Origin of the sequence: Acinetobacter sp. ABJ_C5_2, assembly GCF_044538485.1 — a bacterium.
GTDB classification, from domain to species: domain Bacteria; phylum Pseudomonadota; class Gammaproteobacteria; order Pseudomonadales; family Moraxellaceae; genus Acinetobacter; species Acinetobacter nosocomialis_A.
This window is the reverse complement of sequence record NZ_JBIUCS010000031.1, coordinates 1-26993: the sequence shown is the minus strand read 5'-3', so window position 1 is coordinate 26993 and position 26993 is coordinate 1. Positions and strand designations below refer to the sequence as shown.

22 protein-coding genes and 1 pseudogene are annotated in these 26993 nt (G+C 38.3%); 17 read left to right on the top strand and 6 right to left on the bottom strand.

Annotation, left to right across the window (positions count from 1 at the left end; genetic code table 11):
* Positions 1–160 precede the first annotated feature (160 nt).
* From ACH8JV_RS16975 to ACH8JV_RS16955, 5 genes are all read left to right on the top strand, one after another.
* Positions 161–1180: a type I glyceraldehyde-3-phosphate dehydrogenase gene (locus tag ACH8JV_RS16975; protein WP_396522650.1), complete on the top strand. Its 1020-nt coding sequence runs from the start codon at positions 161–163 to the stop codon at positions 1178–1180.
* Between the two features lie 311 nt (positions 1181–1491).
* Entirely contained in the window at positions 1492–2658 is a 1167-nt protein-coding gene (locus tag ACH8JV_RS16970) for an ATP phosphoribosyltransferase regulatory subunit (protein WP_032011696.1), read from the top strand.
* Positions 2659–2722: 64 nt separating this feature from the next.
* Positions 2723–4042 carry an adenylosuccinate synthase gene (locus tag ACH8JV_RS16965; RefSeq protein ID WP_100191889.1) on the top strand — a complete coding sequence of 440 codons (1320 nt, stop codon included), beginning with the start codon at positions 2723–2725 and terminating at the stop codon, positions 4040–4042.
* Between the two features lie 126 nt (positions 4043–4168).
* Entirely contained in the window at positions 4169–4486 is a 318-nt protein-coding gene (locus ACH8JV_RS16960) for a hypothetical protein (protein WP_263613281.1), read from the top strand.
* Between the two features lie 117 nt (positions 4487–4603).
* Positions 4604–5386 (top strand): M48 family metallopeptidase, encoded by a 783-nt coding sequence (locus tag ACH8JV_RS16955; protein WP_263613282.1) that lies wholly within the window; start codon positions 4604–4606, stop codon positions 5384–5386.
* A gap of 57 nt (positions 5387–5443) precedes the next feature.
* Here the strand turns inward: ACH8JV_RS16955 and ACH8JV_RS16950 are convergent, their stop codons facing one another.
* On the bottom strand, positions 5444–6493 hold the full coding sequence (locus ACH8JV_RS16950) for an NADP(H)-dependent aldo-keto reductase (RefSeq protein WP_396522648.1): 1050 nt from the start codon (positions 6491–6493) through the stop codon (positions 5444–5446).
* Positions 6494–6653: 160 nt separating this feature from the next.
* Positions 6654–7361, bottom strand: coding sequence for a cAMP-activated global transcriptional regulator CRP (crp, locus tag ACH8JV_RS16945; protein ID WP_000203217.1), 708 nt, complete (start codon positions 7359–7361; stop codon positions 6654–6656).
* A 264-nt stretch (positions 7362–7625) separates the two neighbouring features.
* Between crp and ACH8JV_RS16940 the strand changes: the two are divergent.
* From ACH8JV_RS16940 to ACH8JV_RS16930, 3 genes and pseudogenes are all read left to right on the top strand, one after another.
* Positions 7626–7706, top strand: a pseudogene (locus ACH8JV_RS16940) (hypothetical protein); the annotation flags it as partial.
* A 94-nt stretch (positions 7707–7800) separates the two neighbouring features.
* Entirely contained in the window at positions 7801–8223 is a 423-nt protein-coding gene (locus tag ACH8JV_RS16935) for an OsmC family protein (RefSeq protein WP_001195082.1), read from the top strand.
* 89 nt (positions 8224–8312) lie between these two features.
* A complete protein-coding gene (locus ACH8JV_RS16930; RefSeq protein WP_263613284.1) occupies positions 8313–8741 on the top strand; it encodes a GNAT family N-acetyltransferase in 429 nt (142 codons plus the stop codon).
* On the opposite strand, the gene ACH8JV_RS16925 is transcribed toward ACH8JV_RS16930, so the two are convergent.
* The gene (locus tag ACH8JV_RS16925) at positions 8735–9544 is read right to left on the bottom strand and encodes a M23 family metallopeptidase (protein ID WP_263613285.1); all 810 of its coding nucleotides are present in this window, start codon (positions 9542–9544) and stop codon (positions 8735–8737) included. The genes ACH8JV_RS16930 and ACH8JV_RS16925 overlap by 7 nt on opposite strands.
* A gap of 345 nt (positions 9545–9889) precedes the next feature.
* On the opposite strand from ACH8JV_RS16925, the gene ACH8JV_RS16920 reads away from it, so the two are divergent.
* Complete coding sequence (locus tag ACH8JV_RS16920) at positions 9890–13798, top strand: Dyp-type peroxidase (protein ID WP_396522645.1); 3909 nt, start codon at positions 9890–9892, stop codon at positions 13796–13798.
* Positions 13799–14120: 322 nt separating this feature from the next.
* Entirely contained in the window at positions 14121–16700 is a 2580-nt protein-coding gene (gene clpB / locus ACH8JV_RS16915; RefSeq protein WP_396480672.1) for an ATP-dependent chaperone ClpB, read from the top strand.
* A gap of 56 nt (positions 16701–16756) precedes the next feature.
* Here clpB and ACH8JV_RS16910 read toward each other — a convergent pair whose 3' ends face one another.
* On the bottom strand, positions 16757–17245 hold the full coding sequence (locus ACH8JV_RS16910; RefSeq protein WP_396522643.1) for a CinA family protein: 489 nt from the start codon (positions 17243–17245) through the stop codon (positions 16757–16759).
* Between the two features lie 268 nt (positions 17246–17513).
* Here ACH8JV_RS16910 and ACH8JV_RS16905 point away from each other — a divergent pair, with 268 nt between their 5' ends.
* Positions 17514–17930, top strand: coding sequence for a hypothetical protein (locus ACH8JV_RS16905; RefSeq protein ID WP_263613289.1), 417 nt, complete (start codon positions 17514–17516; stop codon positions 17928–17930).
* A 24-nt stretch (positions 17931–17954) separates the two neighbouring features.
* Here the strand turns inward: ACH8JV_RS16905 and rlmKL are convergent, their stop codons facing one another.
* Positions 17955–20159 (bottom strand): bifunctional 23S rRNA (guanine(2069)-N(7))-methyltransferase RlmK/23S rRNA (guanine(2445)-N(2))-methyltransferase RlmL, encoded by a 2205-nt coding sequence (gene rlmKL / locus ACH8JV_RS16900; RefSeq protein WP_396522641.1) that lies wholly within the window; start codon positions 20157–20159, stop codon positions 17955–17957.
* Between the two features lie 230 nt (positions 20160–20389).
* Between rlmKL and ACH8JV_RS16895 the strand changes: the two genes are divergently transcribed.
* The 5 genes from ACH8JV_RS16895 to ACH8JV_RS16875 all read left to right on the top strand — a co-directional run bounded on the left by ACH8JV_RS16895 (position 20390) and on the right by ACH8JV_RS16875 (position 25637).
* Positions 20390–20734 (top strand): hypothetical protein, encoded by a 345-nt coding sequence (locus ACH8JV_RS16895; RefSeq protein ID WP_396522639.1) that lies wholly within the window; start codon positions 20390–20392, stop codon positions 20732–20734.
* 123 nt (positions 20735–20857) lie between these two features.
* Positions 20858–21874 (top strand): aspartate carbamoyltransferase catalytic subunit, encoded by a 1017-nt coding sequence (locus tag ACH8JV_RS16890; RefSeq protein WP_263613292.1) that lies wholly within the window; start codon positions 20858–20860, stop codon positions 21872–21874.
* 12 nt (positions 21875–21886) lie between these two features.
* Positions 21887–23122: a dihydroorotase gene (locus ACH8JV_RS16885; RefSeq protein WP_396522637.1), complete on the top strand. Its 1236-nt coding sequence runs from the start codon at positions 21887–21889 to the stop codon at positions 23120–23122.
* 213 nt (positions 23123–23335) lie between these two features.
* The gene (locus ACH8JV_RS16880; RefSeq protein WP_396522635.1) at positions 23336–24754 is read left to right on the top strand and encodes an OmpA family protein; all 1419 of its coding nucleotides are present in this window, start codon (positions 23336–23338) and stop codon (positions 24752–24754) included.
* A gap of 103 nt (positions 24755–24857) precedes the next feature.
* Entirely contained in the window at positions 24858–25637 is a 780-nt protein-coding gene (locus ACH8JV_RS16875) for a Rossmann-like and DUF2520 domain-containing protein (RefSeq protein WP_396522633.1), read from the top strand.
* Between the two features lie 13 nt (positions 25638–25650).
* Here ACH8JV_RS16875 and ACH8JV_RS16870 read toward each other — a convergent pair whose 3' ends face one another.
* On the bottom strand, positions 25651–26277 hold the full coding sequence (locus ACH8JV_RS16870; RefSeq protein ID WP_151818618.1) for a glutathione S-transferase family protein: 627 nt from the start codon (positions 26275–26277) through the stop codon (positions 25651–25653).
* 370 nt (positions 26278–26647) lie between these two features.
* On the opposite strand from ACH8JV_RS16870, the gene ACH8JV_RS16865 reads away from it, so the two are divergent.
* Positions 26648–26993: hypothetical protein (locus ACH8JV_RS16865; RefSeq protein WP_396522631.1), on the top strand; the 346-nt coding region annotated here is incomplete at its 3' end.

Sequence of the window (26993 nt, the reverse complement as noted above, 5' to 3'; positions counted from 1 at the left end):
AAAAACGCTAAATTGTAACGGAAAAACCCCACCGAACCAACGATTTTAGAGGGAATATCTTACAAAACTGTGATTTGGCTAAAAATCTATATTCAATTGGCCTTCACGTGTTTTACTATATGCCTTCTTTCGTTTCTGGTTTTGTAGATAAGGATAGGTCATGCAACGTATCGCCATTAATGGGTTTGGCCGGATTGGACGTAATGTTTTACGTGCCTGGTTTGAGAGCCCGAAACAATTTCATTTTGAAATCGTGGCGATTAACGATATAGCAGATGTACAGACACTAGTGCATTTATTTAAATATGATTCAACTCATGGTCGTTTTGATGGCAAAGTTGATATAGCTATTGAAAATGAAAAGATTTATTTAAATATTGAATCTAACCAAAGAAATTTGAAAGTTGAAGTTCTTCAGCAAAAACAACCAGAACTTTTACCGTGGGCAAGCTTGCAAATTGATGTTGTACTCGAATGTACAGGCTTGTTCCGTTCTCATGCTGATGCAACACGTCATTTAGAAGCAGGGGCGAAGAGGGTCATTATTGGGGCTGCACCTTTTGACCATGTCGATGCTGCAATTGTCTATGGTGTTAACCATGCTGATGTAAAAGCAACTGATCAAATCATATCTAGTGTGTCATGTACTACGCAGGCTTTGGTGCCATTAGTAAAAATTATTGATGATGCATTTGGTATTGAAACTGCGCTCATGACTGAAATTCATGCAGTAACCGCAGATCAGTCTGTGCTTGATCATGCGCACCGCGATTTACGTCGTGCTAGAGCTTCTGGGCAAAATATTATTCCCACTACGTCTAGTGCACTCGGTGCATTAAAGCGTGTAATGCCGAAAATGGAAGACCGTATTGATGGTTACTCAATTCGAGTACCTACCATTAATGTAGCTGCAATTGATTTAACGTTTATCGCACAATCTCCAATTACTGTTCATCATATTAATGAATTGCTAATCAAAGCTTCTCAAACAGATTATGCGGAAATTATGGCAGTGACTGATGAACCACTAGTTTCAAGCGATTTTAACCATTCACCTTATTCACTTATTGTTGATTTAACTCAAACCATGGTTGTGGGACATCAAGCTAAAGTATTTGCTTGGTACGATAACGAATGGGGCTATGCAAATCGATTATTAGATTTGTGTGATTCTTTCTAAATTTAAAATAACTTAAGAAAGCTATTTAATCATTAAGGTTGGTTAGTTGGAAACAAGGCGATAGTTCAGATATTAGCCCTTTCTTTAGTTGAAGAACTTTAGTGTGTAACTAAATTGAATAAGGGTAAGACATTGAATACTATTGTTTATTCTTATTATCTTCTTTTTGACTTTAGAGTTTATTAAGAAAGATTTATGCAAATTGTCAGGTGCATGGCACAAAGTATCATGCTACACTAAGAGAAATCGGGTGTGTTCCCGATTTTTTTATGTGGGGTCGTTCCACGTTGATCAGATTTTAGGCTTGAAATATGACCATTTCAGAGACATGGTTGCTGCCTGACGGGGTAGCAGATGTATTGCCGGAACAGGCGCAAGTCATTGAAAAACTTCGCCGTGAAGCTATAGATTTCCTCTCAGTAAGAGGTTATCAACTGGTATATACACCATTTATCGAATACATCGAATCGTTGTCTTCATTATCAGAATCAAATCAAGACCTGGATTTAGTAACTTTTAAGGTGATTGACCAGCTTTCAGGCCGTTTACTCGGTATCCGTGCTGATATGACACCTCAAGTTGCACGTATTGATGCACATGTAAGACCTGTTGAAGGGGTTGCACGTTACTGTTATGCAGGGACTGTATTACATACAAAACCACAAAATTTCAATGCGACTCGCGCACCTTTACAATTAGGTGCAGAGCTATATGGCCACGATAGTATTGAAGCTGATGTTGAAATGGTCGATGTAATGCTTGGGCTCATTGAAAATGCCTATACATTGCAAGGCGCACATTTAGACTTAGGACATGTAGGGCTATTTCGCAGCTTAGTAAAATATGCCGGACTTTCTAAAAATGAAGAGCATGAGTTATCTGATCTTTATCAAAGAAAAGCATTACCTGAGTTGGCTGAATTTACTCAAAATTTAAATATGGGTTCAGACTTCTATGCACTTGGTCGCTATGCAAGTGATTTAGAAGCATTACAAACTCATTTAAGTACAGATATTTTAAAAGATGTTGAATTTGATGCTGCATTAAATGCACTCAAAACTACACTTGAACAAATTAAAAACCGTTGGCCAGCACTTAATGTTGGAATTGACGTTGTCGAACTTCGCAGTTACCACTATCACACTGGTTTGATGTATGCAGTTTATGCACCGAACCGTGCTGCACCTTTAGCGCAAGGTGGCCGTTATGATGGTATTGGTGAACACTTTGGTCGTGCACGTCCTGCTACTGGTTTCAGTTGTGATTTATATGCCTTAGGGGCAAATCAGTTTGCTGAAATTGAAACTGTGGTGGCACCCAAAGGTACTGATGCAGATTTGCTTAAAGCAATTGCAAATGCACGTTCACAAGGCTTACGTGTCGTTCAATTGTTAGGTAATGATAATTTAGGTTCTATTCCTTATGCGACACATCAGCTTGTATCGCAAAACGGTCAATGGAATATTGAAAAGATTTAAACGCCAGCGGTAAGTTTTTTACTGATGGTTTCCAATTTTAACAGCATGATGTAATGAGGCTATTATGGGCAAAAATGTTGTGGTACTTGGTACCCAATGGGGCGACGAAGGTAAAGGTAAAATCGTCGACCTGCTCACAGATCAAGCGGCTGCGGTAGTACGTTATCAAGGCGGACATAACGCAGGTCATACTCTTGTCGTAGGTGGTAAAAAGACTGTATTGCACCTCATTCCATCAGGCATTTTACGTGAAAACGTATTGTGCTTAATTGGCAATGGCGTGGTGCTTTCACCAGCAGCATTAATTGAAGAAATGGGAATTTTGGAAGCTGAAGGTGTTCCAGTTAAAGAACGTCTACGCATTTCTCCAAACTGTCCACTTATTTTGCCTAACCACATTGCTCTTGATCAGGCTCGTGAGAAGAAACGTGGTAACGCTAAAATCGGTACTACAGGTCGTGGTATTGGCCCTGCGTATGAAGACAAAGTAGCTCGCCGTGCAGTGCGTGTTGCTGACCTTGTTCGTGGTGGTGCAGCGTTAGAAGAAAAACTCCAAGAAATGCTTGAGTTACATAACTTCCAATTAACTCAGTTCTACGGCGTAGAAGCGGTTAAATTTGAAGACGTATTGGCTCTTTGCAACGAGTGGCGCGAAGTGCTTGCTCCATTAGTGATTGACGTGACTAAAGTGTTACATGACTACCGCAAAGAAGGTAAGCCTGTAATGTTTGAAGGCGCTCAAGGCTCACTTTTAGACATCGATCACGGTACTTATCCGTATGTGACTAGCTCAAATACAACTGCTGGTGGCGTAAGCTCTGGTTCTGGTATGGGTCCTTTACATCTTGACTATGTATTAGGTATTACTAAAGCTTATACAACACGTGTAGGTGCTGGTCCGTTCCCAACAGAATTAGTTTACGATGCAGCAAGTGATTCTGGTGACCCAATTGGTAAACACTTGGGTACTGTAGGTCACGAATTTGGTGCTTCTACTGGTCGTCAACGTCGTTGTGGTTGGTTTGATGCTGAAATCTTACGTCGTTCTGTAGACGTTAACTCACTTTCAGGTATTTGCTTGACTAAACTTGACGTTCTAGACGGTTTAGAAGAAGTAAAAATCTGTGTAGGTTATGAAAACACTGATTCAGGTTGCGTAGGTTCTTCTGATGCGGTTTCTTTTGAATGTTTGAAACCAATTTATGAAACTATGCCAGGTTGGAGCGAGTCAACTGTTGGTTTGACTAGCATTGACCAATTACCTGCAAATGCTTTGGCTTATGTGAAACGTATTGAACAATTAATCGAATGTCCGATTGATATCGTTTCAACTGGTCCAGACCGTGCAGAAACAATTGTTTTACGTCATCCATTCTCTGCTTAATTTGCAAAGATGATAAAAGCCTCCTGAAAAGGGGGCTTTTTTTATATCCGACTAAAGTGCAGTTTCGGTTTTGTCTAATTCAGATTAAAACAGAAATAAAAGTTATGTCATGGATGATGAACTAAAATGAAATTACAACCAACAATTTCAAAAACCATTTTTTATTCTTTCTTATTTGCGATTGGTGGTTCGCCAACGTTGGCTATGTTAGTCATTTATGGTCAAAATTATAATCCTGACTTCTTTATGACAGCCTTCATGAGCCTTTCTGTTCTGATTGCTTGTATCTTAATTCCAGTTGTCCTTATACAAAACAGTTATCTATTATGGAAAAGAACAAGCCCCTCTCTTGAAGAGAAAGTTAAGCCTTTAAGCCATGTCTATCTTGTCTTAAATATAATATGTTTACTGTTCTGGATTTATTTGATGACTTTATCTGCTTGATCGTTACATAAATACTATGATCGTGAAGAAATGAGAGATTCAAAGCTTGTGTGCTATTTCTTATAATAAGTGCAAAAGAATAAACAGTTTTTTTAACGATTTAGGTGAACCATGTTAATGAATAAAAAACTTTTTTTAAGCTTATGTGCTGCTGGTGTCGTAACAATTTCAGGTTGCGCAACAATGGCGGACATGGCAGGTGCAGATACAGCAACCTTAAATGCTCAATCTGCACAAGGTTTTACTAAAATGGTGCAGGAAGCACGTGCTAAAGGGACTTTAGATACAAGTTCAAGTACCTATAGCCGTATTAATTCTGTTTTCAACCGTTTAAAACCTTATGCTGACCAAGTAAATCAAACAGGGCAGCCATTTAGCTGGCAGTTAGCTGTACTGAAATCAGATACTGTTAATGCGTACGTTGCCCCAGGTGGTAAGGTCGTGTTCTACACAGGTATTGTGAATAAGCTAAACCTAACGGACGCTGAAATTGCAGCTGTTATGGGCCACGAGATGACACACGCTTTAGAAGAGCATGCGAAAAGTAAAATTGGTGCTCAGGCTTTAACTGATTTGGCATTAAATATTGGCTTAAGCTATGCAGGTGGCGGTAACGTTAACCAATTAGGAGCGGCTGCTGCACAACTAGGTTCGCAAGTAGGGGTGGGCTTACCATATTCGCGTAGTTTAGAGAGCCGTGCTGACCAAGGCGGCTTAATGTTAATGGCACGTGCGGGTTATAACCCAAATGCTGCTATTACCCTCTGGGAAAAAATGAACAAACTTGAAGGTGCAGGTGGTTCATCTTTCTTGTCTACTCACCCATCTAACGCTCAACGTATTAATGACATGCGTAAAAACTTACCTGCAGCATTAGCTATTTATAATGGCCGTAGATAAGTTTTAAAACTTTAACGTGAATGTAAAAACGGATGCTCAAGCATCCGTTTTTTGTTTTTAAGGGGCAGGGTTTGGCTGTTGTATATGAATGGCTTCAATACCTTGTAAAATTTCTGGTGAAAGCTCGATTTCAAAAGCCTGAATATTTTCTTTCAGCTGATCTAAATTGGTCGCACCAATAATTGTGCTTGTTACAAAGAACTGCTGCTTAATAAAAGCCAGAGCCAATTGAGTCAGACTTAAACCATGCTTTTCAGCGAGCTGTGCATATTGTTCAGTTGCCCATTCACTTTGTGGATTACTGTAGCGGCTAAAGCGTGGAAATAGAGTAACGCGAGCATTCGCAGGTCGTGCTCCATTTCTGAACTTGCCAGTTAAATAACCAAAAGCAAGAGGAGAGTACGCAAGTAAACCTACTCCTTCATATTTGGCAATCTCAGACATGCCTATTTCATAGGTACGATTAAGCAGACTATATGGGTTTTGTACACTTACAAACTTACTCACACCTAAATTTTCAGCAAGTTGTAGAAACTTCATGGTGCCCCAAGGGGTCTCGTTTGATAAACCAATATAACGGATACGACCTCGATTAATTTCTTTTTGAAGGACAAGTAAAGTTTCTTCTAAAGGTGTAGTGTCATAATCATTGTGTGCTTGCTGGTTGCCATAAGCGAGTGTTCCAAAGAAGTTGGTGTGACGTTCTGGCCAGTGTAATTGGTAGAGATCGATATAGTCTGTTTGGAGACGTTTAAGTGAACCATCAATCGCTTGTGAGATATGGTCACTATTGAACTTGGTATGGCCTTCTCGAATATGGGTTCCACCAAAGCCAGGACCTGCAATTTTTGAAGCAAGGAATACTTTGTCGCGCTGACCATGCTGTGCAAACCAATTGCCTAAAATGGTTTCAGTCGCCCCGTATGTTTCCGGTTTAGGAGGTACGGAATACATCTCTGCTGTATCCCAGAAATATAAACCGTGTTCTAAAGCGTAATTGAGCTGTTCGAATGCTTCTTGTTGAGTATTTTGCTCACCAAATGTCATGGTACCTAAGCAAATTTCTGGAAGGTTAATGCCAGTGTGACCAAGTGGTTTAAATTGCATACTGCGAAATCCTTGAGAAATTTTAAGTTAGCCTAACGGAAAATATGTATTCAACTTAAATCATAAAAACAGAATAGTTTGTAAGCTTTGTGTATTAACTCATTGTTGCATATAAAAAAAGCAAACCGAAGTTTGCTCTTTATTAAATAATTACGAGTAATTATTCTTCGTCATCATAGTCTTCATCAGTGACTGGGGTTTCTTCTAGTGAAGTATCAAAAATAAGAATAGCCTTACCATCTGTTTGGATCATACCTTGATCTTCTAAGGTCTTTAATACACGGCCAACCATTTCTCGTGAACACCCGACAATACGTCCGATTTCTTGACGAGTAATACGAATTTGACGACCATTCGGCAAGATCATTGCTTCTGGTTGCGAAGATAAGTCGATTAAGCAACGTGCAATACGACCAGACACATCAATGAATGCAAGGTCAGTCATTTTACGAGTTGTATTTTTTAAACGACGAACAAGTTGCGCGAAAACGGCATAGCTGAGATCTGGATACTGTTTGCTTAGTTCATGGAAGTTGTCATATGAAATTTCTGCAATTTCACAGACATCACGGGTACGAACTTCAGCTGTACGTTGAGGGTTCGGTTCGAAAAGCCCCATTTCCCCAAAGAAGTCGCCAGGATTCAAATATGCCACAACAATTTCACGCTCATCATCTTCACGTAAAATAATTGAAACTGAGCCTTTTAAAATTAAGTATAAAGATTTTGACTCTGTTCCGGCATCAACAATTGTGGTTCGTTTTGGATATCTGTTGATGTGAGCACGCTTTAACAATGCTTTAACGGATTCAGGTAGTTGCCCCGGAGATAAAGCATCTGTGCTGAGTTGTGAAAAATTTGAAGTCATGCTTGATATGTTCCGAATAGGGTAAACAATTCACACAAGCTCGAGATGAGCTATTACACAGAAGAGATGAAATTCCTTATCAACTCATTTTATGTTAGTGTACAAAACAAGGGCCTGTTGACATTTCACAGATGGTTGCGACATAAGACGATTTTTCTAGACGTTACGAAGCAAGAACTATGGAATTTAGTCATACTAAATAAATAGAGCTAAACAACGAAACGCACAAAAAATCTGGTCTTGCGCTGCACCTCAGATGCTTGAATCGCACCTCAGATTTTGGCTGAAATTTAACAAACTTTATTACAAAACTGGACAAAGGATTGCCCTTGTCTGTGTTTTGCGTTTTTATTTGGATTAATTTTTAGCTATTACGCAATCCATAGATGAAATGTCAACAGACCCTGCTTAAATTTATAATTTTTTTTGGGTAGTTGCAATGCAAACAAGTGTACATTGGCTAGAGAATGTTGCTTTTGAAGCGAAATCAGAGAGCGGTCATAGTGTAGTGATGGATGGCTCACCTGAGTATGGTGGTGAAAACCGTGGACCACGTCCTATGGAGTTGATATTAATGGGACTTGGTGGGTGTGCTTCGTTTGATATTGTGACTATTTTAAAGAAATCTCGTCAAGATGTGACGAATGTCGTATGTCAGCTTAAAGCTGAGCGAGCAGATGCGATTCCAGCCGTTTTCACCAAAATTCATTTGCACTTTGTAGTAACAGGTAAAGCTGTAAAAGAAAAACAGGTTGCAAAAGCAGTAGAGCTATCAGCTGAAAAATATTGTTCAGCGAGTAAAATGCTTTCTGATGGTGGCGTAGAAATTACTCACGATTTTGAGATTATTGAAGCTGCATAATTTCATGTGAATGCCTGAAAAAAGAAAAGCTAACAGTCATGTTGGCTTTTTTTATGATAAGAATAATTAAAAATAAAAGGAGAAATGGGGTGAATATCCGTTTAGCTCAATGGGAAGATACTGAGACTATATGCCACTTACTGAAACAAATGGGATATTCGCAGCCTTTAAAAGTAGTTGAGGAACAATTTCAAAGATTAAGTAAAGACCCGAATGCAATTACTTTGGTCGCAGCCGATGATTCGCATGTATATGGAGTTTTATCGCTTTATTTTATTCCACAAATTGCTTTAAAAGGGGACTTTGCCAAAATATGCTATCTATGCGTTGATGAGAATATGCGCAGCAAAGGTGTGGGGCATTTGCTTGTGCAAGAAGCAGAGCGGTTAGCAAGGCAACGTGGCTGTGACCGCATGGAACTGCATTCTGGAATGCAAAGACCTTTGGCACATCAGTTTTACCTAAGAGAAGGCTATGCAGAGGCACCAAAGTACTTTCGTAAACCGTTAAATTATTGAGCTCGGTTTAAAAAAAGCTGAGGATCTACCCGAGCATTGTTAAGACTCATACCCCAATGTAAATGAGGGCCCGTTACACGGCCTGTTTTGCCCACTAAACCTAAAGTTTCTCCTTGGCGGATATGTTGTCCCTTTTCTACTTTTATCGCGCTTAAATGGCAAAACATGCTAATTAAGCCTTGACCGTGATCAATTAATACAGTTTGTCCATTAAAGAAATAATTTCCTGTTTGAACGACTACGCCGTCTGCTGGAGCAATTACTTTTTGACCTACAGGCGCTGGGATATCTAGACCTGAGTGAGGCGCACGTTCTTCCCCATTAAAGAAACGTTTTCTTCCAAACGAGTTGGTAAATTTTCCTGAAGTTGGGCGTATAAATTTGGGTAAACTTTGCCATGAACTTGATGTAAAAGAACTATAAATATCATTTTGTTCTTTCGCTTCTTGAGCATAACGATCTAATTGACTTTGGTTGGGGTTTACGTAGTCTTGATTCGTGACTTTAATTCGTTGCTCAGCATAAGGATAAGACTTAACTTCTATTGGAATAGGAGCTTTATTGGTATTGAGCTGAACACTGCCAAGTGGGGTAGATAACGGAATACCAACTACAGCATAACGTTGATGGCCTTCCTGACTAACTAAAACCGGTTTCTGTTGAAAAGTAACCTGAGTAATATCGGCAGTTAATGGAATGACTGCAATTCCACCGGGTCTTCTTGAGTCTTGAGGAAGCTCGGCAAAACAGTAAAAAGGTATTGATGTAAAAAGCAAAGTAGAAATAAGTTTTTTTATCAACATAGCGACAATAATTTTCTAAAAGAATACTATAAATTATATCAGTAAGCTTTACTTAAAAGTTGTTTTAATTTTTTTTAATGATTTTATTTTAATTTTATTTATTATTTTATATTAATAATTGATGGCTTATTTTATGTGATTATATTTATTTTGTTTGTATTTTTCTTTTTTATATTTTAAATTAACTAAACTTAAAGTTATATTGGGGTTTTTATTAATTCTTACTGTTTTTGTTTGATTTTAAATTTCTTGTTATTTTAAATTTAATTATGAATAATGCTTCTGTAATTAAATTTATAATCATAATTTTAATTATTATATAAAAATTTTAAAGGAACTAATATAATGTTAAATATATCTTATGAAGATCGTTTTACTGAAATATGGAAATATATGCAACGTGGGTTGGTTTATCCTTCACCCCATGCCATTTTTAGTACAGTTTGGCTAAATAAAGAAATTACGCGGGAAAGAATACGACAATTAATGATAGCTGTGCGTCAAGAGGTCAATAAGAATCCAGCACTTTCTAGTAAAAATACAACTTTGGCAATTGGTGTTTCTTTTGATAATTGGGATCTAATTTGTGAAAAAGATAAGTTGTCACGACCAAAGGGAATGCAATTACATTATCCTGAAGAAAAAAATCCAAATGTCTCAGAAGTTTTCTCTGATTCTAATGGGAGTTTTAAAAATTCGGATGGCGACATTTGGTTGTATGTAAAAAGCGATGATGCCGATGCGTGTACAGTATTACAGACATATATTGAGCATTTTTTAGCTTCAGATATTAAAGAAATATTTAGTCAAGTTACTGCTTCACAATCTAAAACAGGTCGCAATGGTAAGGTTTTAGGGTGTCGTTTTTCTGAAAATTTAAATAATCCATCTGATCCAATTTCACTTGCAAAACATACTTTAATTGGTGCAGAAGATATTGATCATTTTGGTGGCTCATACGTTCTATCTCAAAGATTTTTAATTAATTGGGATCAAATCAACATGATGTCAGAAGATCAAATTGAAGATTTGATTGGGCGTAAAACTGACGACACAATTATTCCAGACCGTGATAGCCGTTCGCACATTAAAGCTTCTCGTGTACAAGATGAAAATGGAAATACCACGCCTATTCTGCGTCTAGGTTTACCGTTTGGCCGTGCTGAATCAAATTCAAGTTTTAGAGTGCCAAAATCGGTAACTAAAGCCGATGAAGCAGGAATTTATTTTGCTGGTTTTGCAAAAACTGCTGCCATTTTAGAAGAAGTTATGGCAAGTCAGATTGGTGCAATAGAAGGCTTTATGAATGACCGTCTATTCAATAGCCTTCATTCAGACTTGGGAGGAATATTTTATATTCCAAGTTTAAAAGATTTAGCATTAGATGATGCGCCAGAATATTTAAATGATTTTAGTCGATTAGATAAAGATAACTGGAATTTTTTCCCAGGTATGGATTGGAATCGATTTGATCGCCATTATATGAACAGTTCAGATAATGGTTTGATGTACTATAATCATAGTAATTATCTTTTTAATATGGCAACTGGGTTAAATCCCCATAGTGAATTTTTTAAACCACCTTCTAATCGTATTTTAAGTTTACTTGAAAATACATTTTCTTTATGGCAAGACAACTGGTACTTCAACCGTAAACAAGAAGAAATTGAACGAGGGGTAGATTATTATATTGATGAGTTCGACATCAGTGATAAGCCTGAAAATATTATGGGTTTATCTATTATGCTGCGCAAAGGTTGGGCTATCCGATTAAGTTTGCAGTTATTCTCATCAGAAAACTATGGTTTCCGCGGACGGAAAATTTTATTAAAAAATGGTGAAATGATTCCATATTCAACTGGGCGTGAATGTGAAGGTAAGGTCATTTATGGATCAGATACCTATCGCATTATGCCAGATGAAATTATTGTGGGAGCTATGCCAAATCTGACCTTGGGTGAAGGTCGTTATGTCATGAAGTATTTGTCTGAAGAAGAGCGTCTTCAGGGCTTTTTGCGTAACTTAAGTGAAGCATCGGGGGTTGGGCATGTTATTCCAAATTATAAAAAGGCACTAGATTTAGGTTTAGCTGGTCTACAACAAGAAATTGCGAAACATGCAAGCAATGCCCAGACTCCAGAGAAAAAAGACTTCTATGAAGCTTCGAGATTAGCACTAGTTGGTATTTCTGAATATTTCTTAAATTACTCAAAGCTCGCATTTAAAGTCGCAGACCAGATGCAAAAAGGACAAGAGTTCGAAAGAGATAATTTAATTGCGATTGGTCATCGAATGGAAAAGTTATCGAAAGATAAACCGGACACATTTCTTGAAGCCGTTCAATTTATTTTCACATTGCATAGTTGTTTGCATTTAAATGGTGAGCCAACAGCATTTGGACGTATGGATCAGCTGTTGCAACCTTTCCTTGACAAAGATGCGATTCCGCCTGAAGAAGCACAGGAAATTATCGATGCCTTCTATATCAAGCTAGACGAAAAAGTACAACAGAACCGTATGTTTATGGAAGACCATCAACCTTTTGGTAATCTCGCAATGGGTGGTAGTTCGGGACCTTATCCTCAAGGTGCATCTTTGGGCCAATGGATTCAACAGATTACAGTTGGTGGTACAGTCGCTGATGGTGAAGAAGACTTTTCTAAAACCAAACCAGCTTATAATGAGGTCACAAAATTATTCATTCGTGCGTCAGGCCGTTTACCGTTAAATGCACCGTGTTTGTCTTTAAGAACTCGCAAAGATATTCCTGAAGAAATTTTAGAAGTGGCTGCGCATGCAATTTTATCTGGCGGTGCCCATCCAATTTTATTAAATGATGAAAAACTCATTCCTAGTCTTCATCAAAGTGGAGATGGCGTAGGGGGAGATGCGTTCTCTAATTTGCCAAATTGGAATTCTAAAGTCGATATTCGTTCAGCTCAAAATTATGCTTGTGATGGTTGTTATGAACCTCAGTTCCCTGGTGAAAACTGGTTTTCATTAGGTGGTTTCTCGACATTACAGCCTTTGGAATGTGCATTAAATCAGGGTAGAACAATTTCAAGTGCTGGGCAAAGCTATCTGTTTGGGCAAACTGTTTCACTAAATACGAAACCTGCCGATCAGATAGATAGTTTTGAAGAACTATTAGATCTATATAAGCAACATTTTGAATTGCTCAATCGCAAGGCATTTAATGGGCAAATTCTGGGTTATGGTGCCAATACAGATATTTGTCCATCTCCAATTCTAAATGTTTTGATGGATGATTGTTTGGCTAAAGGTCAGGATTTTTATAGTGGTGGGGCTAAATATAATATTTATGGACCGTGTTATATCTCGCTCAGTAATACCATTAATTCACTATATGCGATTAAGGCAATGGTTTTTGATCCATTAACTGCAGTAACTACATTACCTGAACTCTTAGAGTGCTTGTGTTGTGACTGGGGTTATAAAATGACTGAGCCATTTATTAGTAATTTAGCTGGGCATGCTCGTATTGCTGCACAAGCTGATCGCTATAAGCGTTTACGAGAGATTGCTTTGGCACAACCGCGTTATGGACGAGGAAATTCTGAAGTCGATAAATTAGGCGATCAGATTGTTCAAATGATTGCTGAAATTTCAGTCGAAACATTTAGAAAACCATGGCCACAATTTGCGCAAAGTCTTAAAGGCTTAGCTGAACGTTATGGTTCAGAAGAGCATCCTTTTGGTATTCAGATTCAACCCGGTGTGGGAACTTTTGAAAATCATGTGGAGATGGGGGCATGGAATGGGGCGAGCGCTGATGGTCGTCGTTTAGGTACAACAGTAGCATCAGATTTAAGTCCATCACCAAGTCCAGCAGATTTGGTTGTTGATCATCAAGTGGCTGAATTTAGCTGTGCTTTAAAAGGTTTTGACGGTACGGGTACAAATTTAATGGCCGATGGTGCACCTACAGACTTTAATATTCGTGAAGACTTTGGCGTTAAAGATTTGATGAAGATATTGAGACAATTCAGCCAAGGTGGTTCATCTAATATTTTAACGATTACGGTCGCTAACCCAGAAACATTTACTCAAGCGGTAACATCACCTGAGCAATATAATTTATTAAGAGTACGTACGGGTGGTTGGTCAAACTTCTTTACGTCGGTATTCCCTATCATTCAGGAACAGCATCAGCGTCGTCCAATCTCGACGCCAGATATTCCAAAAGAAAAAACAGAGCAAGCTAAGTGTCCGTTCCATCAATGGCATAATTGATTAGCCATTTTATAAGGCAGTCTCTCAAGTGAGGGACTGCCTTCAATATTTTTAAATTTAACTATGCTAACTATTAAATATATTACGGCTTTAAAATTGCCATTTATGATAAAAATTCAGATGAAATATCAGGTTTTTGTTTTCTCTTAAAAATTATACAAAATATACTTGAAATAGATCACTCATAAACCCATATTATAATGGAGTTTTACTTATTGTTATTTTTATAACATTATGAAAAATATATAAAAATTTATTTGAAATCCGAAAAAGTGTTCCCATCTATTAGACAAGTACAAATTTGTTGTGAGGAATAACAAGAATGCGTTTTGAAAAATTTACAAACCGCTTGCAGCAAGCCCTTTCAGATGCTCAATCTTTAGCGATGGGTAAAGACCATACCGCTATAGCAGGTATTCATATTTTGAGTACCTTATTAGAAGAGCCTTCAAATATTAGCTTGTTGCAACAAGCAGGTGCAAGGTTACCTGAACTTAAACAAAAGCTTGAGCAAGCTATAAAAGATGCTCCGACTATTGCGAATCCGACAGGCGATGTCAATTTAAACCCAGAAGCAGTTAAAGCGCTTAACTTGGCAGATCGATATGCGCAAAAAGCAGGTGATGAATTTTTGTCAACTGACTGGGTTTTATTGGGCTTGGCAGAAACTGGCGAAACGAAAAATATTTTAAGTGCCGTAGGTGTAACTCCCGACAGCTTACGCAAAGTAATTGAACATATTCGAGGTAGTGACAAAGTCATGAGTAATAATCACGAAGACCAACGTGACTCACTTAATAAATATACGATTGATTTAACTGAGCGGGCTTTATCTGGAAAACTTGATCCAGTCATTGGGCGTGATGATGAGATTCGTCGTACCATTCAAGTCTTGTCACGTCGTACAAAAAACAACCCTGTACTCATTGGTGAGCCGGGTGTTGGTAAAACCGCTATTGTTGAAGGTTTAGCACAACGTATTGTGAATGGTGAAGTGCCAGAGGGTTTAAAGAATAAACGTGTTTTATCCCTCGACTTAGGTTCATTACTTGCTGGTGCAAAGTATCGTGGTGAGTTTGAAGAACGCTTAAAAGCTGTTTTAAAAGATTTGGCGAAACACGAAGGCGAAATCATCCTGTTTATTGATGAGCTACATACGCTTGTAGGCGCAGGTAAAGGCGATGGCGCGATGGATGCAGGGAACATGTTGAAACCTGCATTGGCTCGAGGTGAATTACGCTGTGTGGGTGCGACTACTTTAGACGAATACCGCCAATACATTGAAAAAGATGCAGCTTTAGAGCGTCGTTTCCAAAAAGTATTGGTTGATGAGCCAAGTGTAGAAGATACGATCGCGATTTTACGTGGTCTAAAAGAGAAATATGCTACTCACCATGGGGTGCAAATTTTAGACTCAGCGATTATTGCTGCGGCGAAAATGTCTCATCGCTATATTACAGACCGTCAATTACCAGATAAGGCAATTGATTTGATCGATGAAGCAGCTTCTCGTATCAAAATGGAGATTGACTCTAAACCTGAAGCACTTGATAAGCTTGACCGCCGTTTAATCCAGTTAAAAATGCAATTGGAAGCGGTGAAAAAAGATGAAGATGCAGGCAGTAAAGCCGAAGTTACTCATCTTGAAAAACAGATCGCTGAAGTTCAGAAAGAATATAACGATCTGGAAGAAGTATGGAAATCTGAAAAAACTTTGGTCGAAGGTACCAAACAGGCTCAGGTTGAACTTGATAAAGCGCGTATTGCTTTTGAAAAAGCTCAGCGTGAAGGTGATTTGGCTGAAGCAGCACGTTTGCAATATGGTGTAATTCCAGAGCTTCAAAAACAACTGGAGCAAGACGAAGTTGCTGAAGAAAACGAAGAGCCAAAACTCATTCGTACTAAAGTGACTGAAAACGAAATTGCTGAAGTGGTTAGTGCTGCAACAGGTATTCCAGTCGCTAAAATGATGCAAGGCGAGCGTGAAAAACTCCTTCATATGGAAGAGTTTTTACATGACCGTGTTGTAGGTCAAGATGAAGCTGTTGTTGCGGTATCGAATGCAGTTCGTCGTTCACGCGCTGGTTTATCTGACCCGAATCGTCCTAGTGGATCATTCTTGTTCTTAGGTCCAACGGGTGTAGGTAAAACTGAGTTGACTAAAGCTTTAGCTAACTTCTTGTTTGATAGTGATGATGCCATGATTCGTATCGACATGAGTGAATTCATGGAAAAACACTCTGTTAGCCGTTTAGTTGGTGCGCCTCCAGGGTATGTGGGTTATGAAGAAGGCGGTGTTTTAACTGAAGCTGTTCGCCGTAAACCATATAGTGTGGTGTTGTTTGATGAGGTTGAAAAAGCGCATCCAGATGTTTTCAATATCTTGCTACAAGTATTGGATGACGGACGCTTAACCGATTCACAAGGTCGAGTAGTGGACTTTAAAAACACGGTTATTGTGATGACATCGAACTTGGGTTCACAAGATGTACGTGAGCTTGGCGAAGGTGCAACTGATGATGAAGTGCGTACAGTCGTGATGAATGCGGTAAGTCAGCATTTCCGTCCGGAATTTATTAACCGGATTGATGAGCTTGTGATTTTCCATTCACTCAAAAAAGCACAGATTCGTGGTATTGCGGATATTCAGTTAGATCGTTTACGTTCACGTCTGGTTGATCGCGATATGAGCCTAACTGTAGATGACAGCGCATTTGACTTATTGATTGATGCTGGTTTCGATCCTGTATACGGAGCACGTCCATTAAAACGTGCAATTCAACAACAGGTTGAAAACACATTGGCTCAAAAAATCTTGTCAGGTGAGTTTGTTGCAGGCGATACCATTTTAGTTAAAGGCGATCATGGTCACTTGGTCTTTGATAAAATGAAACTCAGCTAAGTTTTTTCTGCTAAAACCGAAAAGAGAATATGGAAACATATTCTCTTTTTTTATATTTAAATTTTAGGCTGATTTGAAGATACAAGCGTAATAATTGAGTTGGCTACTTTTTGCGTGAGTGTTTTAAGTTTTTGTTCGGCATGACCTGATAAAAAATAAGGATAATGATAAATACGCCCTTGGTAAGAAATGCAGATAAAAAAGGTACCTACAGGTTTTTCAGTAGTTTCACTACCACCATGTTTGAGTAAACCTGTACAACTTACAATAATATCGGCTTGTTGAAATAGGGTTTGACCCAGCTTACACATTTCTTCTGTAACCTGTGGTGATTCTGCCGTGTACATATCGATTAACTTTGGGTCCACTTTTAAAATACTAATTTTAATGCTGGGGTCATAACTGACCAAACCGCCCAGTAAAATATCAGCACCACTATTTTTATGAATCGAAAACTGGCTGGTTAAGTAGCCCGAGCTAGCACTTTCAATAAATGCGACTTTAAGTTGGAGATCTTCTAGTAATTGGCAGCACTGCTGAAGCATTATTTCACCTCACATGGTGTGTATTTATAAATAAAATCAAATACAAATAAATTATAAAATCACAGTAAGTGATTTAGGAGAATGGTTCAAGTCTGAGATAACAATCTATAAAACAACTTGAATATTCACAAAAAGCCTGTGAAGAGTTTCAGGTTTTAAAATGATCAATGCTAATTATCGGGAAGTTTCTTTATAACATTGCGACAAGGTTAAAAAGTTGCTAGTTTGATTCGATATAACGAACAATAACAATTTTAGGAAGTAGCTAATGAATAATAAACAAGGGTATATGCTGGGAATTTTGAGTGGTGTATTTGTATCGTTATCAAATACATGGGCAGCACAACCAATGACGGAAAGTGCGCTTTCAACCCAAACAGGAGCGGTCACTACATCTTTACCCGTCATTATTGCTAAAGCTCAAGATGATGCCAAGAAACCTGAAACAGAACAGCATCAAGCTCGTAAAGAATTAGGAGATAATTATTTACAAGAAGTTCGCTGGAACTCATTAAGATCGAGTGTGTTATCACCTTATCAAGAACAAAAACAAAATCAGGTGATAGATATTAAAGAAAAGAAAAAATTAGAAATGGTTGCACTACCAGATCGAGCGGACCGTTTTACACGTTATGAGTTTGAACCGAAAAATGTACATGGCGAAGTTATCATTACCGTAAAGTAATGATAACTTCCCGCCAAATTTATATTAATTCAATCCTAAATGCTGAATTTTCCATGCGCGGTGGATTTTTTGATTACGTTTAAAATCAAGTCCGATCGTTTCAGACGTAATTTCTTCAACGTCGTATAGCGCTTCAATTTCTTCATCCATCTCAAAGCCACGGTAGTTATTTGAGAAGTAAAGCGTACCTTCACTTGTTAAACGGTTCATTGCACGTTTAATAAGAGAAACGTGGTCGCGTTGTACGTCGAAAGTACCGTAGAACTTTTTAGAGTTGGAGAAGGTAGGTGGGTCAATAAAGATAAGGTCGTATTGTTCGTGACCTTCTTTTAACCACTCAAAACAGTCACTTGCAAAGAACATGTGTTGTTCATCTGCATGATCTACAGTTAAACCATTTAAAACGAAGTTTTCTTTTGACCAGCTCAAGTACGTATTCGATAAGTCGACACTTGTAGTACTTGCAGCACCGCCTAAAGCTGCATGTAAGCTAGCTGTAGAGGTATAACTATATAAGTTCAAGAAGTGTTTACCACGAGCTTCTTGAGCAATACGTAAACGCATTTGACGGTGGTCAAGGAATAAACCTGTATCAAGATAGTCAGTCAGGTTTACTAAAATCTTAGCTTTACCTTCTTGAACAATAAAACGTTTTGAAGCTGTACTTTGTTTCGTATATTGATTGGTACCTGTTTGACGAGCACGCGTTTTAATAAAAATAGCATCGCGGTTTAAACCGGTAACAGCACGAATTACAGCAAGCGCTAAATTAAAACGTTTTTTTGCTTTCTCAGGGTCGATTGTTTTTGGTGGTGCATATTCCTGAACATGTAAGCGATCGCCATATAAGTCTACAGCGACGTTAAAGTCAGGTAAGTCGGCATCATATAAACGTAAGCAATAAATATTTTCTTTAGTAGCCCATTTTTTCAAGGCAGTCATATTTTTTTGCAAACGGTTCGCAAAGTCTTGAGCTTCTTCTATTTCAACTGGTTGAGCTTGCCAAGTTGCTAAGAATGGCTGTGTTACTTTTTCTGGTTTGATTGCACCGAAACGAATGTAAATTGGTAACTTACCATTCATTAAACGTAAAGTTTCAGGCGCTTCAAAAGCTAAAACATCTGCCTGTTCAATTTGAGCCGCAATAATGGCTGCATATTGATTTGGGAAATGTTTTTGTAAAAGTGCAGATAGACCTAAATAAAGAGAGCGGTTTGATGCTTTATCACCTAAACGTTCGCCATATGGAGGGTTGGTCACAATAAAAGCGGTTTTCTTTTCAGCGGCAAAATCTGGCCAGTCAGCTAAAGTACGTTCTTCAATTTGGATTTGGCCTAGTAATTTTTCAAAGCCCGCCGCAATAATATTTTCGCGTGTTGCTTTTACAGCTTCCCAGTCCGCATCAAACGCATAAAACTTAGGTAGTGGTTGCTCAAGGGCTTTTTCATGACGCTCTGCTGCTTCAGCTTTGAGTGAAAGCCAAAGTTCACGGTCATGACCATGCCAGCCATTAAAGCCAAAACGGCGAACAAGACCAGGTGCGCGATCAGTTAAAATCATTAATGCTTCAATGATAAAAGTACCTGAACCACACATTGGGTCGAAGACAAGCTCTGGATTACGTTCTTTGAGCTTGGCTTTTTGTAAAATTGCTGCAGCAAGGTTTTCTTTAATCGGTGCATCCGTCATATAACGACGGTAGCCGCGTTTATGTAATGAGTCACCAGATAAATCTAGGCAGTAAGTATGTTCAGTTTTACCTGCAAGCACATATAACGTAATTTCTGGCTGTTTAGTATCAATACTTGGGCGACGGCCTACAGCTTCCATAAAGGAATCAACCACACCATCTTTTGCTCTAAGCGTTGCAAATTGGGTATTAACTTTAATTTCACGCTCTGCATGTAAGCGAATAGCGAAGGTACTTTGTGGTGCAAAAATAAGTGACCAGTCAAAGCTCATTGCACCTTCGTAAAGCTCTTCTGCTACATCACGTGCATCATGAGTGTGTTCAAGTTCATAAGTATGAATTGGAAGTAAAACACGAGAAGCGAGACGTGACCACATACAAATGCGATAAGCATGCTCAAGCGTCCCTTCAATGATTAAACGTCCAGCTTTACGTTCTGTCACTTTGGTGCCAAGCTGTTCTATTTCTTCTTGTAAGAGGGTTTCTAAACCATCAGCACAAGTAATCCAATAGTGGTTTAAACGTAAAGAGGTATTCATAAACTCGATTGACCAAAACATATAAATATTAACGATGCAAAGTTTAACTTATTTTGATGTGTAAAGGTTTTTAAATTATTGCAACCTATCACTTGGCAACCAATAAACTGATATTTAAAGCTTAAAAAACAAAAACTGGTATGTATTTTGCTAAATCCCGATGAGTAAAACTTATTTAATAAATGGTTTTTAACCAATTTTATGATTTAAAAAAGCATAGGGGAATATAAATGAAAGATATGATGGGGAATGGTTTTGTAACCAATGCGGAAGCTTTTTCAGTGTCCACACAAATATATGTGCGTATGCGTAGGATCACGGGGCGGGTCATAGATGCATTGTATGTGGTCCAAAATAAAGATTATGCAAAGTATGTAATGGCGCTAGCCTTGGAAACAGATGATGATGAACTAAAACGCTATGTTGAGCGATTAAATTCATTGACTGACTCAATACCAGAGCTTCCTCAAAAACAAATCACTGCCAATGTTCAAGTGAGCGAAGAAACAGAAATCACGGCTGAAGACATTTATCGGGCACAAGTTCCCCATCATTATATTGGTGCTTTAAGGTAATCTTGGCATGGCCCTAAATTTTCTGGTCAATTTAGGGTCTTATTCTGTAAAGTTCTTCTGCGAAAAAGCTGGAATTCAGCTACACTATGCACGTTTTCGCGATTCGACCCATAGGAATCCATTATGCATATTGCAGCGTTGCATCAACCGAGCCAGGTTCAGCTCAATCAAGACGGAAATTTAAAACATTTTTTAACGATTGAGGGCCTTTCAAAAGAAAACCTCACTAAGATTTTAGATACCGCGCAAAGCTTTTTAGACGATAATAATAATTTAATTAACCGCCCGCTTTTAGAAGGACGGACGGTGATGAATCTCTTCTTTGAAAATTCCACTCGTACCCGTACTACTTTTGAAGCAGCAGCAAAGCGTTTGTCTGCCAATGTATTGAACATTGATATTGCTCGTTCAAGTACATCTAAAGGTGAAACTTTACGAGATACGCTTTGGAACCTTGAGGCAATGGCTGCAGATATATTTGTAGTCCGCCATTCATCTTCGGGTGCTGCACATTTCATCGCTAAAGATGTATGTCCAAAAGTCGCAATTATTAATGCTGGAGATGGGCGTCATGCTCATCCAACGCAAGCGATGCTTGATATGCTCACGATTCGCCGTGAAACCAAAAAACCATTTGAAGACTTAAGTGTTGCCATTATCGGTGACATTAAACACTCTCGCGTAGCACGTTCAGATGTGGCTGCACTTCAAACTCTTGGATGTAAAGATATTCGTGTGATTGCTCCGAATACATTATTACCGGTTGGTTTTTCAGAATATGGTGAGCATGTTCGTTTGTTCAATAACATGGACGAAGGCATTACTGGTTGTGATGTGATTATTGCTTTACGTATTCAAAATGAACGTATTGATTCACCAGCATTATCTTCACAATCTGAATTTTACAGAATGTATGGCTTAAACAAAGAGCGCCTTAGTTTAGCTAAACCGGACTGTATTGTTATGCATCCAGGTCCAATGAACCGTGGTGTAGAAATTGATTCGAGTATTGCCGATGGTGAACAGTCTGTGATTTTAAAACAGGTCACTAACGGTATTGCGGTTCGTATGGCTGTACTGGCGTTGTCTATGCAAGGGCAACTTCAAGAACAAGGTTTAATTGAAGCAATTGCGTTGTAAGGAATGGATCACATGAGTATTGTAAAAATTGAAAATGTACGTGTGTTAGACCCAATCCAAAAAACAGACAGCGTACAAACTGTATATATTCAAGATGGTAAGTTGGTTGCTCCAGTTGAACAGGTTGAACAAACCATAGATGGTCAAGGCAAATGGTTAATGCCAACCATGGTTGATTTATGTGCACGTCTGCGTGAACCAGGTCAGCAACAGCATGGGACATTAAAATCTGAAGGGAAGGCTGCACGTGCTAATGGTATTTTGCATGTCATTACCCCACCAGACTCAAAGCCGATTGTTCAAGACAATGGTGCCCTCATTCATGGCTTGGTTGAAAAAGCTTGGCTTGATGGTGGTATTCACATGCATATCATTGGTGCTCAAACACAAGGCTTAAATGGTAAGCAACCAGCAAATATGGCAGGCCTTAAAAAGGGTGGTTGTACTGCTGTATCAAATGCGAATGCTGCTTTTGAAAATGACGATGTTGTTGTACGTACATTAGAGTATGCCGCAGGTCTTGGTTTAACAGTCGTGTTCTATGCTGAAGAACCACAGTTGGCGAAAGATGGATGTGCACACGAAGGTTTTATCGCATCACGTCAAGGTTTACCAATGATTCCTGCAATTGCTGAAACTGTAGCGATTGCAAAATACCTGCTTATGATTGAAGCAACAGGTGTTAAAGCTCACTTCGGTTTGTTGTCTTGCGGTGCGTCGGTTGAATTAATTCGTGCAGCAAAAGCAAAAGGTTTACCTGTCACTGCCGATGTAGCAATGCATCAGTTGCATTTAACAGAACAATTAACTGATGGCTTTAATTCACTTGCTCATGTTCGTCCACCATTACGCTCTGAGCAAGATAAAGAACTTTTACGCCAAGGTTTAAAACAAGGTGTCATTGATGCAATTTGTACGCATCACGAACCATTAAGTAGTTCAGCAAAAATGGCGCCATTCGCTGAAACTCAACCGGGTATTAGTGCATTTGATACTTATGTAGCTTTAGGTATTCAGCTTATTAATGAAGGCTTATTTGAGCCGCTTGAGTGGGTTACTAAAGTAACAAGTGCTCCTGCACAGGTAGCAAACATGACTGCGCGTTGGCAAGCTGAAGCAGGGTGGGTGTTAGTCGATCCTGAATTAAGCTGGACCTTAAGCAAAGACACTATTTTATCTCAAGGGAAAAACACGCCATTACTGGGTCAAAACCTTACTGGTAAAGTATTACAGACTTTTGCTATGTAGTTTCTAACAGCTAAAAGCTTATTCAAAATATAAACAGGCAGATCATAACGATCTGCCTGTTTTGTAAATACTAGATGGAAAATTGTATATAAATTATTTAAAAAACAACAAAAGATTTCGAGCGCATTAGAATAAAAAACTATCAGCAAATAGAAGTATTTGAATAATCAAAAAATTGCTGGTTACGACGTATAAGATTCGGGAGAATAAACAATGTCGATAAACCCTATAGAACTGCTTAAAGAAAAAGTATCATCAACAATATTGAATAATCAGGATGGATTCCTAGGCGAAAAAACTAACGCGCTCTCTAAGTTTTATCCAATCTTACTTTCACTATTAGCTGCTAAACCTGATCTTATTGGACAATTAAAAAACAGTTTGGCCCCCTCATTATCCGATCTTTTTTCTCATAATGACCAAATTAAAAATACTGTACTGACTCATTTAAGTGGTACTGCGCCATCTGCTGAGATTGAAAGTACACTTAATAGTGCAATCAAACCTAGTCTTAATACGATTTCTGATATTGCTGGAAGTGATCAACAAAGCATTGTGAACTATTTACGTCAGCATGCTGAAACAATCCGTTCATACTTGCCAGGGTGGGCAGTTGGGCTTTTGGCGCCATTAGGTATTGGTGCGGGTTTATCATCAGTAACTTCATCAACAGCACCTCCACTTGCAGCAGCAACGGAAACGACTGGTAAATCTCGTGGTTTCTTACCAATTATTGCACTTATTATCCTTGGGTTATTAATTGCGTGGTTATGGCGCTCTTGCCACCATAAAGAAGCGACACCTGTACCTGAAACTGCTCCTGCAAGTGGTGTAGCAGCCGCTGCTGCTGCACCTGCTACCTTAACTTTAAGTACAGATGATAAAGGTGCTGTGAGTCAATGTCAGGCAGGCATTGGTGATCAGGGCTTCTTAGCAACTTTGCAAACTCAAGTTAAAAAAGTTCTTTCAGCGACTAAAGACTGTAACGTCGATACTAGCCAAACTTATGCTGCTGCATTTACCGATAAAGATGCATTAGCGGGTGTACTCGGCGCATTAAAAGGTGTTCCAAATGCGTCTTTAGAGTGGGTAGGCGACAAAATCACATTGAAAGCGGGTGATGCTGCAGCTTTAGAAGCTTTAACTGCAAAAGTAAAAGCACTCGTTCCTCATACTGAGGTTGTTTCAACTGCACCACAAACAGCTGAGCAATCTGTAAGTAATAGCTTAACTGCTTCACAAACTGCTTTAGGCTCAATTGACCCGAACAATGTAGATGTAAATGCTTTGGTTAAAGCGCTTAACCTACAAATTATTAACTTTGCGAGTGGTTCAAGTGAAATTCCTGCAGATAACAAAGCCATTCTTGACCAAGCTGCAACACTGTTAAATAAAGTGACTAGTGTGAAATTAAACGTAGGAGGTCATACTGACTCAACAGGTAATGCTGCTGCCAATAAAGCCCTCTCTCAACGCCGTGCACAAGCGGTCGTAGATTACTTGGTTTCTAAAGGCGTAGATGCATCTAAACTTGTTGCTGAAGGTCATGGTTCAGAAAACCCTGTTGCAGAAAACACAACTGAAGAAGGACGCTTTAAAAACCGTCGTATTGAGTTTTCAGTAGCTCAATAAGCAATAGATTCATAAAAAAATCTGATTTTATTGAATTCTGATTTGAAAAAAGCTTCTCATTTTGAGAAGCTTTTTTTATAGAGATCAATATTGTTGGGTTGACATGAAAATCAGTTTGTTAGGAAGTGGCCGTGTTGCTTTTCACTTGGCAAAGGCACTTTTGGCTAAGGGGCATACCATCGTACAAGTCTATGCACGTGATTTTGAGAAAACCCAGAAGTTTGCAGAGCAAATTCAAGCGAAAGCAGGTCAGTCTCTTCAAGAGTTTCAACCAAGTGATTTAATTATTCTAGCTGTTTCAGACAGTGCTATTGCTGAACTTGCAACGCAGGTACACGAGTTATTTCCCGAAATACTTATGGTTCATACTTCGGGGAGTACAGACATTCAAGTCATCAGTCAGGTACATGAAAAAGCAGGGGTGTTTTATCCATTACAAACATTTAGCTTAGAAAGAGATGTTGATTGGAAAGCCACACCATTATTTGTAGAGGCGACCAATAAAGATGATTTAGCAATACTCTCTGATTTAGCAAATAGCCTAAGTAATCAAGTATATCAATACACCTCAAAACAACGTTTAACTTTACATTTAGCGGCTGTGTTTGCCTGTAATTTTAGTAACTACTGTTTTGATATGGCTAAACAGATTGTGGATGCAGAACAAGTCGACTTTAGTTTACTTTATCCATTAATTATGGAAACAGCAAAAAAAGCCACTGAAAATGATCCGAAAAAAATGCAAACTGGGCCTGCGGTAAGGGGAGACCAGAATATCTTGGCAATGCATGAGGATCTATTGGCTAAAGCAGAACGGGAAGATTTAAAACAAGTCTATCAACTTTTAAGTGATGGCATCGTGAAGCGCCATCACTCAGTTTAAAGCTTATTTAAAATTAAGGTTCGCCGTTATTTCCCCATTTTAAGAAACCCGCACGTTGATTTAAACGTTCAAAATATTGGTCGACATGTTTAAGTGTTGGATGGTCAAAAGGAGTGGCCTTCCAGCGCTGTACAGATAGACCAATTGGAATATCCGCTAGAGTGAACTCAGTACCTGCAACATAGGCTTGAGTTTTTGCAAGCTGTTGATCGAGAATCTGCATATGATGATTCCAGTTATCAATACCTTGTTGTAATAAGTTTGGATCTTGATGATCTGGAGAATGTCTCAAGAGAGACATAATCGTATAAGTCCAGCTGTTATTTAGCTCGATCGCTTGCCAATCAATCCACTGGTCAACAAAGAACCTTTCTTTTGCTTGAGTCGGGTAAAGCTTATGCTCTTTATCATAAGCATTGGCGAGATAACGGATAATACTGTTGGACTGCCAAAGGACTAAATCGCCATCTAAAACAACAGGAATTTGACCATTTGGGTTTAATTGTAAATATTCAGGTGATTGAGCAGAGCGAAAGCCTCGACCCCAGTCTTCTCTTTCATATTCAAGATTTAATTCTTCACACAGCCATAAGACTTTGCGAACATTAATGGAGTTATCGCGCCCTAAAATTTTTAACATATTGTTTTCTGACTATGGTGAGTTTCAGTAAATTGAATGTAATACAGATTCTTTAATTTTTTAAGATTTAATAATAAAAAAGATACCAGAACAAATACTAGCTATAAGAGCATAATTTTTTTGATATTTATTATTCTTTTGGGGTGAAAATATACAGACAGTTTTGTATAGTAAGTGTTAAAATAATGTATTGAAAATGAAAATATAAATTCTGAATGTATCTTAATTTTACAATTGATGATCAAGACAAGATCATAGGGGACGACGTAATCCAAGCATGCCAAGTCGGCGAGTCGTTTTCTCCAACTTAAATTACCCTGTTTTGTATGAGAATTTAAAATAGTATTTTAGATAGAGAAAAATATTTTATATGTTTAATTTATTATTAATGGGGCTTTCAATTTTTTTTGGATTTTTTTTAATCTTATGGTTAATTTTTAAATTTCTTCTTCTTGTGGTTAGGAATATCTATACAAAGTATATTTTTCTAGGGTTATCCTTAATTTTACTTTTAATGTGGGGTAGCTATTTTATTGTAAAAAATTATGAACAAAGAAAAATAGAGAAAAATTTTTGTTTGCAAGCTAAAAATTTTAATACAAATCAATTGTATGAAAGAGCGATGGCAAGTTATTTTCAGAGTTATAAAGATGATATCATTTTTAAAAAATCGAAAGATAAAGTAGATGATAATGAAAAAAGTGATAATGCTACTT